Genomic DNA, 13,010 nt, shown 5'->3' with positions numbered 1-13,010 from the left:
ACCAAGCATGCCATCGATCGAGTCCCTGTTTGCCTACTGGTCTGCCCACGAAGTTGCCACCAACGGCGTTATTTTGCTCAATCTGGTCGGTGCGCTGCTGCTAGGCCTGATGGTCGGCTACGAGCGCTCGTACCACGGCCGCGCGGCCGGCATGCGTACCTACGGGCTGGTATGCATGGCGTCCGCCGCGCTGACGGTGATCGGCGGCTATCCCGCCGAATGGTTCGGCGGCCATGCCGGCCACACCGTCCTCACCTCCGACCCGACCCGCATCGTGCAGGGCATCGTCACCGGCATCGGCTTCCTCGGCGCCGGCGTCATCATGCGTGAAGGCTTTAACATCAGCGGCCTGACGACGGCGGCCTCGATCTGGGCTTCGTCGGTGATCGGCGTGATGGTCGGCATCGGCTTCTATCTTGGTGCGATGGGGCTGGCGGTGCTGAGCGCGGGCGCGATGATCCTGCTGACCAGGGTCGAGGCCTGGCTGCCCTCGCGGCATGCGATCGCGATCACCATGCGCTTCAAGGCGGGCTATCTGCCGCAGGAGCCGGCGCTGCGCGCCATGGCGCTGCAGCGCGGCTACGAAATCGCCGGCGGCTCGCTGATGATAGGCAGCGACGGCGGCATGCAGGAGTGGCGCTTCGTCGCCATCGCGCTGAGCAAGCGTAGCGGCGCGCCGATGTCGGTGCTGTCGGCCGAGCTGGCGCAATTCGACGGCATCCACAGCTTCCAACTGTCGCACGCGCGTAACTGAACATGAACATGAACGTACAAGCCAAGGCGGTATTCGATTTCTGGTTCCAGCCCTCGGAAGGCCAGGCCGCCGACGCGCCGCGCCGCGAGTGGTTCCAGAAGAACGACGATTTCGACCGCGAGATCGCCGGCCGTTTCGGCGCGTTGATCGAGCAGGCGCTGGCCGGCGATCTGCGGCACTGGGACATGGAAGGCCCGCGGTCGGCGCTGGCGCGCATCGTGGTGCTGGACCAGTTCTGCCGCAACGTCCATCGCGGCACGCCATTGGCCTTCGCCGGCGATCCGCAGGCATTGCAGGCGGCACTCGCCATGGTTGATGCGCGACAGGACGAGATGCTCACGCCTTTGCAGCGGGGCTTTGTCTACCTGCCGTTCGAGCACGCGGAGGACATCGCGATGCAGGAGCGGGCCGTGGCCCTGTTCGAGCGCATGCACGATGCCGGGCCCACCGCCCCAGACGTCGCCGGCATGCTCGATTTCGCGCGGCGTCATCGTGAGGTGATCAAGCGTTTCGGCCGCTTCCCGCATCGTAACGCCATCCTTGGCCGTGCATCGACGCCGGAAGAACAGGCATATTTGCAGCAGCCGGGGTCCGGTTTCTGATGGCTGCCCTGAACCTGATCGGCGCCGGCCATGTCGGCCGCGTGCTGGGACGCCTGCTGGCGGCGCAGGGCGGCTTCCAAGTGCAGCAGGTGCTGACGCGGTCCGCCGCGTCGGCGCAGGCGGCTGTGGATTTCATCGGCAGCGGCACGCCGGTGGAGCGCTACGATCAACTGCAACCGGCCGACCTGCACGTGCTGGCGGTCGGCGACGACCAGATCGCCGCCGCTTGCGCCGCCTTGGCGCAGGCGGTGCCGCTGAAGGGTAGCGTGGTGTTCCATTGCAGCGGCGCGCTGGCGTCCGGCCAGCTGCAGGCGGCGCGCGACGCGGGCGCGCTGGTCGCCAGCGTCCATCCGATCCGCAGCTTTGCCGATCCGGCGGCGGTGGCTGCCCAATTTTCAGGCACCTTCTGCGGCATCGAGGGCGACGCCGCCGCGCTGGCCGTGCTCACGCCTGCCCTGCGGGCGATCGGCGCGCAGCCCGTGCCCATCGACGCCTCGGCCAAGACCGTGTACCACGCCGCCGCCGTCTTCGCCAGCAACTACCTGGTGACGGTGCTGGACGCCGCCCTGCGTGCCTACATGGCGGCCGGCATCCCGGAACCGGTGGCGCGCCGGATGGCGCAGCCGCTGGCCGCCGAGTCGATGGCCAATGTATTCCGCCTCGGCGCCGCCGCCGCGCTCAGCGGCCCGATCGCGCGCGGCGACATGGCGACTGTGGAACGTCAACAACGGGCGGTCGATCAATGGGACGCGCCGACAGGCGAGCTCTACCGTGCGCTGGTCGCGCCCACCGCCGATCTGGCGCGCCGAAAACGGCAGAAATAGCCCGCCAGGGCCGTAACGGCTCTTATCTCCTTGCAAATTACTGCTTAACAACTATATTTTAAGTAGGTGTACGTTCGACCAGGCGCCGGGCGTTGCAGTTTTATTGGTACGAATTCACAAATAAGTGGCGGGACTAGTCGACAAACCACGGAATTAGCAATAAGCTTGTTTCTTAGAATGTTTTCTTGAAGAATCTAGCACTGAGCCGGCGCACCAATAGGATAGGGGTAAGAACATGTTATTTCTGAAGAGTACGACCGTCACGAAAGCGCCAGGGATTTACGACGTGGATATCGCCGCTAAACCACCCGGCAAAACCTTTGGTGTGTTCATGGCCACCGATCCGGACAATCCGCCGGCCGAAGTGCTGGCCGCGCTGGCCGCGATGGGCTTCAAGAACACCTACAGCGGCGGCTACACCCATAAGGACCGCGGCAAGGTGCTGGACCTGCACTTCCAGAAAGACGGCACCGACTTGTTTCAGGGCTGGAAAGCCGAAGAGATGGAAGCCAACATGGCCGCCATCACCGCGCTGTTCAGCGGCATCGGCATCACCATCGCGCCACGTGTGATGACTTTGGCCGAAGCCTACGCTTAAACCTGCACTTCGATGTGATACAGGGCCCATGGGCAGGAACCAAACCGTTCAGCGAGCGGTTTGGCCGCCATTTCCGGGACCTTGTCGGCATCGTAGACCGCCCATAGCGGCCCCAGCCCGCCCAGCGCCATCGGCGCGCCATCCAGATGGGTGGCGACGATGTAGCGCTGCGCGCGCGCCTGCGCGACCGTGACCACGGCGGCATACCCATCCACCGCACGCAACACCAGCTTGCCGGCGTCGCCCAGCGACGCGCCGGCCGCACGCATCACGTCCAGCAGCAGCGGGCCGCGCAGCGTGTGGACCTTGCCGTCGTATTCCAGCGTCGGCTGGATGGTGATGGCCGGCAGCGCGGCCAGCGCCGCGAAGTCGAAGGCATGCGCCTTGTCGAAGCTGAGCTTTTGCTTGAACATCATCTGGTCCCGCACCGGATCGAAGCGGCCCCGGTTGACCTTGCCGACCGCGCCGGTGACGGTCAGCAGCGCCGGGCCGGCATTGTTCGCGGCGGCGGCTTGCGATGCGGGCAGGGCGGCGGCGGCCATGCCGGCGAGCGCGGCGCGGCCAAGGAACTGGCGTTTTTTCATAGGGCATACTCCGGGTTGACGTAGTGCCGGTATGATACCGCGCATGGACTTATTTGCCGACGACAGCGCCTTGATGCCCATCCCGATCGAGGATGGCGAACTGTGGTTCCAGCAGCGGCTGGCGCTGGACCTGGCGCCGGCCGAGGTCATGCAGCGCCTGCTCGACGAGACCGACTGGCGCGCGGAACAGATCCAGGTCTGGGGCAAGCTGCACATGCAGCCGCGCCTGAGCGCCTGGCATGGCGACGCCCGCTACCGCTATTCCGGCAAGGTGTTCCATCCGCTGCCGTTCACGCCCTTGCAGCTGCACATTAAACAGGCAGTCGAGCAGGCCACCGGCCGCCAGTTCAACAGCCTGCTGCTGAACTACTACCGCGACGAGCGCGATCGCATGGGCTTCCATGCCGACAACGAGCCGGCGCTGGGCCGCAATCCCGCCATCGCCTCGGTCAGCTTTGGCGACCCGCGCACCTTCATCCTCAAGCACCGGACCCTGCCGAAGACCGTCAAGCTGGCGCTGGGCGACGGCTGCCTGCTGCTGATGGCGGGCAGCCTGCAGCATCACTGGCTGCACGGCATCAACAGCGAACGCGGGCCACGCGGACCGCGCATCAACCTCACTTTCCGCAACATCCTGCGCGAACCTTAAGCTGATCTTAAGTTTGGTGAAATCTTATTTAAGCCATCCATAATTTGGCTTACATCCTGTCACACTTCTTACTAAATCGGTGCGGACAGGGGTTGGCGTGAGTGCTATCTTGGTTTCATCGCAATTCAGAGAACTGCGATCCCAAGCAAGTCCAACAATCACTGCTGAAAGATCCAAGACCATGAAAAAAATTCTGTTCGCATTAGTTGCTTCCGCTGCCGCCCTGGCCGGCACCTCCGCTTACGCCGCCGATGACGCCGGCACCGCCTACATCGGCGCCGGTGTCGTGGGCAGCCACTACAAATTCGACGTGCCCGGCGCGACCAGCACCTCCGACCGCAGCGGCGACAAGGCCACCGGCAAGATCTTCGCCGGCTACAACTTCGACAAGACCTGGGCGATTGAAGGCGGCTACACCGACTTCGGCAAGAAGGGTTACGACTACACGGTAGGCGGCGCGCCAGGCCATGTGCAGACCAAGGCGGATTCGCTGTACATCGCCGGCAAGGGCACGTACACCGTGAATGACCAGGTCGCCCTGTTCGGCAAGCTGGGCGTGGCACGCAACCACAACGACGTCACCACCACCGGCATCGCCTCCGTCACGGGCGACAGCAACAAGACCGCGCTGTACGGCTCGGTCGGCGCCGAGTACGCGATCAACAAGAACGTGAAGGTCTCGCTGGAGTATGAAAACTACGGCAAGAACAACATCGACCTGGGCCGCAAGAACGGCGCCATCACCGCCGGCGTGCGCTACAACTTCTAAGTTCAGCTAGCGGAAATAAAAAAGGCCACCTTGCGGTGGCCTTCGTCGTTTACACGGTCAGTGGCTTGTAGCGGATGCGTTTCGGCTTCGCGCCTTCCTCGCCCAGGCGTTTCTTCTTGTCGGCTTCGTATTCCTGATAGTTACCGTCGAAGAAGGTCACCTGCGAGTTGCCTTCGAACGCCAGGATGTGGGTGGCGATACGGTCCAGGAACCAGCGATCGTGCGAGATCACCAGCACGGAACCGGCGAACTCCAGCAGCGCATCTTCCAGCGCGCGCAGGGTTTCCACGTCCAGATCGTTCGACGGTTCATCCAGCAGCAGCACGTTGCCGCCCTTGAGCAAGGTCTTGGCCAGGTGCAGGCGGCCGCGCTCACCACCGGACAGGTTGCCGACCACTTTCTGCTGGTCCGAACCCTTGAAGTTGAAGCGGCCCAGGTAGGCGCGCGACGGCATGTCGAAACGGCCGACGCTGAGCATGTCGGCGCCGCCGGACACGTCCTCGAACACGGTCTTGCTGTCGCTCAGCGTATCGCGGCTCTGGTCCACCAGCGAGATGCGGGCGGTCTGGCCGATCACCACTTCGCCGCTGTCTGGCTTGTCGAGGCCGGCGATCATCTTGAACAGGGTCGACTTACCTGCGCCGTTCGGGCCGATGATGCCGACGATGGCGCCCGGCGGAATGGTGAACGACACGTTGTCGATCAGCAGGCGGTCGCCGAACGCTTTCGACACGTTCTTGAACTCGATCACTTCGTTGCCCAGGCGCTCGGCCACAGGGATGAAGATCTCCTGGGTCTCGTTGCGCTTCTGGTATTCGTACTCGCTCAGCTCGTTGAAGCGGGCCAGGCGGGCCTTGGACTTGGCCTGGCGTGCCTTCGGATTCTGGCGCGACCACTCCAGTTCCTTGGCCAGCGCCTTCTGGCGCGCCGATTCGGTGGCTTCTTCCTGCTTCAGGCGGTTGGCCTTCTGGTCCAGCCACGACGAGTAGTTGCCCTTCCATGGAATGCCATGGCCGCGGTCCAGTTCCAGGATCCACTCGGCGGCGTTGTCGAGGAAGTAGCGATCGTGGGTGATGCCGACCACGGTGCCAGGGAAGCGCAGCAGGAACTGCTCCAGCCATTCGACCGACTCGGCATCCAGGTGGTTGGTCGGTTCGTCGAGCAGCAGCATGTCCGGCTTGGACAGCAGCAGCTTGCACAGCGCCACACGGCGCTTCTCACCGCCGGACAGCACGCCGATCTTGGCGTCCCAGGGCGGCAGGCGCAGCGCGTCGGCGGCCATTTCCAGTTGCAGGTTCAGGTTGCCGCCGTCGGAGGTCGAGATGATCGCTTCCAGGCGCGCCTGCTCGGTGGCCAGCGCGTCGAAGTCGGCGTCTTCCTCGGCGTAGGCGGCGTACACGGCCTCCAGCTTGGCTTGCGCCTCGAACACTTCGCCCAGGCCCGACTCCACTTCCTGGCGCACGGTTTTTTCGGGATCGAGCTGCGGTTCCTGCGGCAGGTAGCCGATGTTCAGGCCCGGCATCGGCACGGCTTCGCCCTGGATGTCGGTGTCGATGCCTGCCATAATTTTCAGCAAGGTCGACTTACCGGAGCCGTTCAGGCCCAGTACGCCGATCTTTGCGCCGGGGAAGAAGGACAGCGAAATATCTTTCAGGATCTGGCGCTTGGGCGGGACGATTTTGCCCACGCGGTTCATGGTATAGACGTAATTTGCCATTGAGAATCTCAGTCAGAATTTTTTAATTGCATGGAAATGCAAGGAAGGACGACAGGATACGATAAATCCCGCCGCCCGCCCACTATTTAGCGCGTCGGGAGGCCCACAGCCCCTCGGCCACGTACAGCGCCAGCGCGGCCCAGATGATGACGAAGCCGATCAGCCGCGCCTGCGGGAAGGTCTCGTGGAACACCCACACGCCCAGCAGCGCCTGCATGCTGGGCGACAGGTATTGCAGCAGCCCCAGCACCGACATCGGAATCTTGCGCGCGCCGGCCGCGAACATCACCAGCGGTATCGCGGTGATCGGCCCGGCCGCCGCCAGCAGCCAGCGGGTGCTGTCGTACGGCGTGTTGAGGAAGGTGTTCTGGCCGTGCGCGGTCAGCCACAGCACATACGCCAGCGCCAGCGGGAACAGCAGCAGGGTCTCCAGCGACAGGCCCTCCAGCGCGGCCAGCGCGGCGGTCTTGCGCAGCAGGCCGTAGCCGCCGAAGGTCAGGCCCAGGATCAGCGCGATCCACGGGAGCTGGCCGGCCGACCAGGTCAGCCACAGCACGCCGCTGGCCGCCACGCCGATGGCGATCCACTGGCCGCGGCGCAGCTTTTCCTTCAGCACCAGCAAGCCCAGCAGCACGTTGATCAGCGGATTGATGAAATAGCCCAGGCTGGCGTCGATCACATGACCGTTGTTGACCGACCAGATGTAGACGAACCAGTTGGCCGTCAGCAGCACCGCTGAGGCGACGAAGCTGGCCAGCACGCGCGGCTTGCGCCACACCTGCGGCAGCCACTTCCATTGCTGGCGCGCGGTCAGCACCAGGCCCAGGAACAACAGCGACCACAGCATGCGGTGCGCCAGGATCTCCATCGCCGGCACCTCGCCGATGGCGTGGAAGTACAGCGGGAACAAGCCCCAGCAAAAGAACGCGAATGTGGCGTAAACAATACCAATGTTCATGGGAAGGACGGCGGGACGGAGACAAGGTCTGCCATTATCGCCGATCTGGCGCACCGTCGCTGTGCGGCCTCGCGCTTCGGCCCGCAGCAGCGTACACTGGCGATATTGAATTTTTGGAACGTCCTTCCATGCGAAAATCTCCTTGCCTTTTGCAAATACTTATCCTATTGTGCAATGCACCAAAACAACAACAGGTGCAATCTTGACCGAGCAACATAAGAAAAGCAGCCTCGTCGCCCTGACGCTGGCAGCAGTAGGCATCGTCTACGGCGACATCGGTACCAGTCCCCTCTACACCCTCAAAACCATTTTCGATCCCGAACATGGCCTGGCCCTGAACGGCAACAACCTGCTGGGCATTATTTCGCTCATCTTCTGGGGCCTGACGATGATCGTCTCGCTCAAATACGTCAGCCTGGTGCTGCGCGCGGACAACCGCGGCGAGGGCGGCATCATGGCGCTGATGGCGCTGGCGCTCAATTCCGTGACCAAGACCGCACCGCGCTGGCACTATCCGCTGATGCTGCTGGGCGTGATCGGCGCCACCATGTTCTACGGCGACAGCGTGATCACGCCGGCCATCTCGGTGCTCAGCGCGATCGAGGGTCTGGAAGTGGCCACGCCGGGGCTGGAGCAGTACATCGTGCCGCTGACCATCATCGTGCTGGTCTCGCTGTACGCGGTGCAGCGCCACGGCACGGCCGGCATCGGCCGCTGGTTCGGCCCGGTGATGCTGGTCTGGTTTGCCGCGCTGGCGGTCATGGGCCTGATCAACATCGTGCAGGCGCCGCAGATCCTGTGGGCGCTCAATCCGCTGCACGCGTTGCGCTTCATGTTTGAAAACCGCATGATCGCCTTCGTCGCGCTGGGCGCCGTGGTGCTGGCCTTCACCGGCGCCGAGGCGTTGTACGCCGACATGGGCCACTTCGGCGCGCGGCCGATCCGGGTCGCGTGGTTCATGATCGTGTTCCCGTCGCTGGCGGTGAACTACCTGGGCCAGGGCGCGCTGCTGCTGGCCCATCCCGAGGCGATCGCCAATCCCTTCTTCCAGCAGCTCGGCGCCTGGAGCGTCTACCCGCTGGTCGCGCTGTCGACCGTGGCGACGGTGATCGCCTCGCAGGCCACCATCTCCGGCACCTTCTCGATGACCAAGCAGGCCATCGCACTGGGCCTGCTGCCGCGCATGCGCGTGCTGCACACCTCGGCCACCGAGATCGGCCAGATCTACATCCCCATCGTCAACTGGCTGCAGCTGTCGGTGGTGCTGATGGCGGTGGTCGGATTCGGCTCGTCGGAAAAGTTGGCCGGCGCCTACGGCATCGCGGTAACGGCCACCATGCTGGCGACCACCTTCCTGACCTTCTTCGTGATCCGCTACCGCTGGCACCTGCCGCTGTGGCTGTGCTTTGCCGCCACCGGCTTCTTCATCGTGATCGACCTGCTGCTGTTCTCGGCCAGCTCGCTCAAGCTGTTCCACGGCGGCTGGTTCCCGCTGCTGCTGGCGATCATCCTGTTCACGGTGATGCTGACCTGGAAGCGCGGCCGCGAGCTGGTGTTCCAGAATCTGCAGAAGCATGCGATTCCGCTGGAGGACTTCCTGTCCTCGCTGTTCGTGGCGCCGCCGACGCGCGTGTACGGCACCGCCATCTTCCTGCGCGGCGAGAGCGATGGCGTGCCGCACGCGCTGCTGCATAACCTGTCGCACAACAAGGTGCTGCATGAACGCGTGGTGTTCTTCACGGTGCACGTGGTGGAGGAGCCGTTCGTGCCGGAGGCCGAGCAGGTGAAGGTGACGGACCTGGGCCACCAGTGCTACCAGGTGAATGTGCACTACGGCTTCAAGGACGAACCGGACATCCCGAAAGCGCTGGCGCAGTGCGACTGCCTCGGCCTGCCGTTCGAGATGATGGAGACCTCGTTCTTCATCGCCCGCCAGACGGTCATCTCGACCCCCGGCGCCGGCATGTCGACCTGGCGCGAGCACCTGTTCGTGACCATGTCGCGCAACGCCCGCGGCGCCGCCGACTACTACCAGATTCCCACCAACCGCGTGATCGAACTTGGCACGCAAGTGGAAATTTAAATACGTCCCCGGCGCTAAATGATGTAACCGAATGTAGCGCCCGGAGCGGAAGCGGCGCGGTCTGCTAAACTTCTGCTCCGAAAGTGGGACCAATACGAACACACATCTAAGGTAATCATGAAATCGATGTTTCAATATATTGCTGCCGTTGCCTGCGTAGCGGCCTTGACCGCCTGCGGCGGCGGCGCGAAAACCCCGACGGCGGTGGTGGTGCCGCAGCCGGACTTTAAATTGACCGATACCGTGGTCGGCACCGGCACCCAGGCGGCGGCGGGCGACCTGGTGGTGATCAACTTCACCGGCTACCTGTACGACTCGACCAAGGCCGATTTCAAAGGCTCCAAAGTGGAAAGCTCGGTCGATACCGGCAAGCCAGCCACGCCGTTCACGGTGGGTGTCGGCAGCGTGGTGACCGGCTGGGACCAGTCCATCCTCGGCGTGGCGCCTTTCGCCGCGATGAAAATCGGCGGCAAACGCACCGCCATCCTGCCTGCCGCCCTAGTGTACGGCGCCGGCACGCGCGACGTGCCGAACCCCAACCCATACGGCTACGTGGCGATCAAGGCCAACTCGCCGATGGTCTACGATTTTGAGCTGGTCAATGTCGTCAAGGGCACCGTGCCGGTGGTCGTGCCTCCGCCGACGACGCTGCAATCGGTCGATACGCTGGTGGGTACCGGCGCCACGGTGGCCGCCGGCCAGACGGTGACCGCGAACTACGCCCTGTATCTGTACGATGGCACCCGCGCCGATTTGCGCGGCCCGCTGGTGCAAACCACCATTGGCGCTGCGGCGCAAGATTTTGTGCTGACCAATACCAATGTCATCACCGGTTGGGTCCAAGGCATACCGGGTATGAAGGTCGGCGGCAAGCGCACGTTGACGATTCCGCCTGGCCTGGGTTACGGCGCGGTACAGCATGACACCATTCCTCCCAACTCCACGCTGATCTTCGATATCGTGCTCGTTGGCGTTAAATAAAAGCCAGTTCGCGCGCAAAAAAAAGCAGCCATCGGCTGCTTTTTTTTCGCCCGCGTTGCGGCTAGTCTCGTAGCGCCTGCGCCGGCGCTATACGCATGGCGGCGACGGTGTGCCGGATGGTGGCCATCGTCACGATCAGCAGCGCGAACGCCAGCGCCGCCGCCGGCGCCCAGCCGCCCAGCGGTGAGCGCTCGGCGAAGCCCGCCAGATAGCGCTCGATGGCCAGCCACGCCAGCGGCAGGCCCACCGCCGCCGCGGCAGCCGTCAACAGCAGGAATTCACGGCTGACCAGCACCGCGATCGCATCGCGCCCGGCGCCGTGCAGCTTGCGCAGCACGATCTCCCGCGCGCGCCGCTGCACGCTGTGCGCCGCCAGCACGTAGATGCCGAATGCCGCCAGCGCGAACACCACCGCCGTGGCGCAGGCCAGCAGCCTGGCCACGCGCACGTCTTCGGCATAGGCTTGCGCGTAGTAGCTGCCGGCCGCGCGTATCACCGGTTCGCTGGCCGGGAAGTAGCGGCTCCAGGCGGCGGCGATATCCCGCTCCAGCGCCTCCCGGTTGCGCGCGTCCGGCACATCGCGCATGTGCACCGTCAGCAGCTGGTTGTCGTGGGCGATCTGGTACAGGGTCGGACGCACCGGATCGCGCAGCGTCTCCCAGCGCGGATCCGGCGCCACGCCGATGATGCGGAACTGTGTGCCGCCGATGCGTTGTCCCAGCGCCTGCTGCGCGGACGGCCAGCCCAGCGCAAGCACTGCAGCCTGGTTGATCACGACGTTTTGCTCGCCGTCGGCGGCGGCGCCTTCGATGCGCGCATCGAACATGCGCCCAGCCAGCGCCTTCAACCCGTAGACGTTGAAGAAGTCCGGCCCCACAAAATGGATCGACAGCGACGTGCTGCTGCCGTCCACACGCAGGAACGTGCCGCTGCCGTGCGTGCCTGTCATGTCGTCGCGACCCGGGACGTCGCGGCTGTCGGCCACGCCCGCCACGCCGGGCAGCTGCGCGATGGCGTCGCGCAGCGAGCGGGCGGCGGAGCTGTCGCGCAGGTTGTCCTTCATCTCCACCACCAGCAGCGGCGCGGGATCGAAGCCCGGTGGCGCTGCGGAGGCGAACTGCGTCTGCCACAGTATCGCCAGCGCCAGGCTGCCCATGCTCATGGCGACGCTGAACTGCACCGTCGTCAGCACGCGCCGCAGCCACACGCCGCCGGTGGTTTCGCCGCTGCGGTGTGCCAGCGTGGCGTTCATGTCGACGCCGCGCGCCAGCCAGCCCGGATAGACGCCGGCCGCCGCGCCGACCAGGGCGCCGAACAGCAGGCAAGCGCCGACCGCCGCCGGCGTGAACACGCCGTCCAGCGAGCGCTCCAGCAGGTCGGAGGCCAGCGGCAGCAGCAGCCACGCCAGCAGCACCCCCAACGCGGCGGCGGCTGTGGACAGCAGCATCGATTCGGCCATGAACTGGGTCAGCAGCTGATGCGTGCTGGCGCCCAGCACGCGGCGCATGGCGATCTCGCGCTGGCGGCGCAAGGCGCGCACCGTCGCCAGGTTGACGTAGTTGACCACCGCGAGCAGCAGTATCAGCAGGCCGGTGGCGCCGAGCGCCAGCACCACGCGCAGGTCGCCGCGCGGGCCGGCGCCCATGGTGTTGGCGACGCTGCGGTCGAAGTAGGCGTCGGCCAGCGGGCCGAGGGCGATGTCGACCATCTTGCGCTTGGCCAGCGCCGCCTTCATTTCCGGCGTCGCCAGGTTGTCCCACGGCGCGCGGTCGATCGTGTCCTGCAGCACCCGCTGCAACGCTTGTGGCGTGGTGCCTGGACCGGTCTTGACGTAGATGCGGCCACCGATGCTCATCCAGCTGGACATCGCCTCCTGCCGCTCCTTCTCGGGCCACAGCGCGCTGTCCAAGCCGACCAGCGCATTGAATTGCAGCGTGCTGTTGGCCGGACGGTCCGCCAGCACGGCGCGCACCTGCAGCGCCTGGTGGTTGATTTCGATGGTGCGTCCCAGCGCCTGCGTGGTGCCGAACAGGCGCAGCGCGGTCTGCCGGGTCACGGCCAGGCCGTCGGGCCGGGTCAGCGCGGCGCGCAGGTCGCCTTCCAGCGCGGGCAGGCCGCTGATGGACTGGAAGGCCGGATCGACCGCCGTCACGTCCAGTTCCTGCGTGCGTCCCTGCAGTTGCAGCGTGGCTTTGCGCGGCCACCAGGCGCTGGCCTCCAGCGGCAGCCCGCTGCGCAGCGCCACCTCGCGCAGCGCGAACGGCGTGTATTCCATCCATTGCGGTTGCGGGATGAAGTTCAGCCGGTGCTTGATGACGAACACCCGCTCGCTCTGCGGCACGTCCTTGTCGTAGCTGAAGGAGTAGGCCACAAAGCCCAGCAGCAGGAAGCAGACCGCGAAGCCGGTCGCCAGCCCGAGTATCTCCACGGCCGATTGTAGTGGGTGGCGCAGCAGCAGGCGCCAGCCGATCCGAAAGTCGCTTGGTTTCAT

Annotated in this window: 12 protein-coding genes; 8 read left to right on the top strand and 4 right to left on the bottom strand. The window is 65.1% G+C overall.

Annotated features, from left to right (window positions below; translation table 11 throughout):
• The first annotated feature begins 7 nt into the window (after nucleotides 1–7).
• The 4 genes from HUX88_RS08810 to HUX88_RS08795 all read left to right on the top strand — a co-directional run bounded on the left by HUX88_RS08810 (nucleotide 8) and on the right by HUX88_RS08795 (nucleotide 2,778).
• Complete coding sequence (locus HUX88_RS08810) at nucleotides 8–754, top strand: MgtC/SapB family protein (protein ID WP_117012435.1); 747 nt, start codon at nucleotides 8–10, stop codon at nucleotides 752–754.
• A gap of 2 nt (nucleotides 755–756) precedes the next feature.
• Complete coding sequence (locus tag HUX88_RS08805) at nucleotides 757–1,356, top strand: DUF924 family protein (protein ID WP_176361521.1); 600 nt, start codon at nucleotides 757–759, stop codon at nucleotides 1,354–1,356.
• A complete protein-coding gene (locus tag HUX88_RS08800; protein ID WP_176361520.1) occupies nucleotides 1,356–2,180 on the top strand; it encodes a Rossmann-like and DUF2520 domain-containing protein in 825 nt (274 codons plus the stop codon). The genes HUX88_RS08805 and HUX88_RS08800 overlap by 1 nt, the downstream gene beginning before the upstream one ends.
• 331 nt (nucleotides 2,181–2,511) lie before the next feature.
• On the top strand, nucleotides 2,512–2,778 hold the full coding sequence (locus tag HUX88_RS08795; protein WP_229213088.1) for a hypothetical protein: 267 nt from the start codon (nucleotides 2,512–2,514) through the stop codon (nucleotides 2,776–2,778).
• Here HUX88_RS08795 and HUX88_RS08790 read toward each other — a convergent pair.
• Nucleotides 2,775–3,362: a molybdopterin-dependent oxidoreductase gene (locus tag HUX88_RS08790; protein WP_117012438.1), complete on the bottom strand. Its 588-nt coding sequence runs from the start codon at nucleotides 3,360–3,362 to the stop codon at nucleotides 2,775–2,777. The genes HUX88_RS08795 and HUX88_RS08790 overlap by 4 nt on opposite strands.
• 43 nt (nucleotides 3,363–3,405) lie before the next feature.
• On the opposite strand from HUX88_RS08790, the gene HUX88_RS08785 reads away from it, so the two are divergent.
• Together HUX88_RS08785 and HUX88_RS08780 are read left to right on the top strand one after the other, a co-directional pair.
• Complete coding sequence (locus tag HUX88_RS08785) at nucleotides 3,406–4,011, top strand: alpha-ketoglutarate-dependent dioxygenase AlkB (protein ID WP_176361519.1); 606 nt, start codon at nucleotides 3,406–3,408, stop codon at nucleotides 4,009–4,011.
• A gap of 181 nt (nucleotides 4,012–4,192) precedes the next feature.
• Nucleotides 4,193–4,780 carry an outer membrane beta-barrel protein gene (locus HUX88_RS08780; RefSeq protein WP_117012440.1) on the top strand — a complete coding sequence of 196 codons (588 nt, stop codon included), beginning with the start codon at nucleotides 4,193–4,195 and terminating at the stop codon, nucleotides 4,778–4,780.
• 49 nt (nucleotides 4,781–4,829) lie between these two features.
• Here HUX88_RS08780 and ettA read toward each other — a convergent pair whose 3' ends face one another.
• Nucleotides 4,830–6,497, bottom strand: a complete 1,668-nt coding sequence (gene ettA, locus HUX88_RS08775; RefSeq protein WP_117012441.1) for an energy-dependent translational throttle protein EttA — start codon at nucleotides 6,495–6,497, stop codon at nucleotides 4,830–4,832.
• Between the two features lie 82 nt (nucleotides 6,498–6,579).
• The gene (gene rarD / locus HUX88_RS08770; protein ID WP_117012442.1) at nucleotides 6,580–7,455 is read right to left on the bottom strand and encodes an EamA family transporter RarD; all 876 of its coding nucleotides are present in this window, start codon (nucleotides 7,453–7,455) and stop codon (nucleotides 6,580–6,582) included.
• Nucleotides 7,456–7,657: 202 nt separating this feature from the next.
• Here rarD and HUX88_RS08765 point away from each other — a divergent pair, with 202 nt between their 5' ends.
• Together HUX88_RS08765 and HUX88_RS08760 are read left to right on the top strand one after the other, a co-directional pair.
• Nucleotides 7,658–9,538, top strand: a complete 1,881-nt coding sequence (locus tag HUX88_RS08765; RefSeq protein ID WP_117012443.1) for a potassium transporter Kup — start codon at nucleotides 7,658–7,660, stop codon at nucleotides 9,536–9,538.
• Nucleotides 9,539–9,664: 126 nt separating this feature from the next.
• Entirely contained in the window at nucleotides 9,665–10,519 is an 855-nt protein-coding gene (locus HUX88_RS08760) for an FKBP-type peptidyl-prolyl cis-trans isomerase (protein WP_229219251.1), read from the top strand.
• Nucleotides 10,520–10,580: 61 nt separating this feature from the next.
• On the opposite strand, the gene HUX88_RS08755 is transcribed toward HUX88_RS08760, so the two are convergent.
• Nucleotides 10,581–13,010, bottom strand: coding sequence for an ABC transporter permease (locus HUX88_RS08755; RefSeq protein WP_176361517.1), 2,430 nt, complete (start codon nucleotides 13,008–13,010; stop codon nucleotides 10,581–10,583).

It is taken from the genome of Duganella sp. BJB1802 (assembly GCF_013369445.1).
GTDB classification, from domain to species: Bacteria; Pseudomonadota; Gammaproteobacteria; order Burkholderiales; family Burkholderiaceae_D; genus Rugamonas; species Rugamonas vulcania_A.
The sequence above is the reverse complement of the archived record's forward strand: the minus strand, read 5'-3'. Positions and strand labels throughout refer to the sequence as shown.

Excerpts from the sequence above, each read along its gene's own strand:
- HUX88_RS08810 (WP_117012435.1), top strand. The coding sequence starts at position 8 with ATGCCATCGATCGAGTCCCTGTTTGCCTACTGGTCTGCCCACGAAGTT.
- HUX88_RS08805 (WP_176361521.1), top strand. The coding sequence starts at position 757 with ATGAACATGAACGTACAAGCCAAGGCGGTATTCGATTTCTGGTTCCAG.
- HUX88_RS08800 (WP_176361520.1), top strand. The coding sequence starts at position 1,356 with ATGGCTGCCCTGAACCTGATCGGCGCCGGCCATGTCGGCCGCGTGCTG.
- HUX88_RS08795 (WP_229213088.1), top strand. The coding sequence starts at position 2,512 with ATGGCCACCGATCCGGACAATCCGCCGGCCGAAGTGCTGGCCGCGCTG.
- HUX88_RS08790 (WP_117012438.1), bottom strand. The coding sequence starts at position 3,362 with ATGAAAAAACGCCAGTTCCTTGGCCGCGCCGCGCTCGCCGGCATGGCC.
- HUX88_RS08785 (WP_176361519.1), top strand. The coding sequence starts at position 3,406 with ATGGACTTATTTGCCGACGACAGCGCCTTGATGCCCATCCCGATCGAG.
- HUX88_RS08780 (WP_117012440.1), top strand. The coding sequence starts at position 4,193 with ATGAAAAAAATTCTGTTCGCATTAGTTGCTTCCGCTGCCGCCCTGGCC.
- ettA (WP_117012441.1), bottom strand. The coding sequence starts at position 6,497 with ATGGCAAATTACGTCTATACCATGAACCGCGTGGGCAAAATCGTCCCG.
- rarD (WP_117012442.1), bottom strand. The coding sequence starts at position 7,455 with ATGAACATTGGTATTGTTTACGCCACATTCGCGTTCTTTTGCTGGGGC.
- HUX88_RS08760 (WP_229219251.1), top strand. The coding sequence starts at position 9,665 with ATGTTTCAATATATTGCTGCCGTTGCCTGCGTAGCGGCCTTGACCGCC.
- HUX88_RS08755 (WP_176361517.1), bottom strand. The coding sequence starts at position 13,010 with ATGAAACCAAGCGACTTTCGGATCGGCTGGCGCCTGCTGCTGCGCCAC.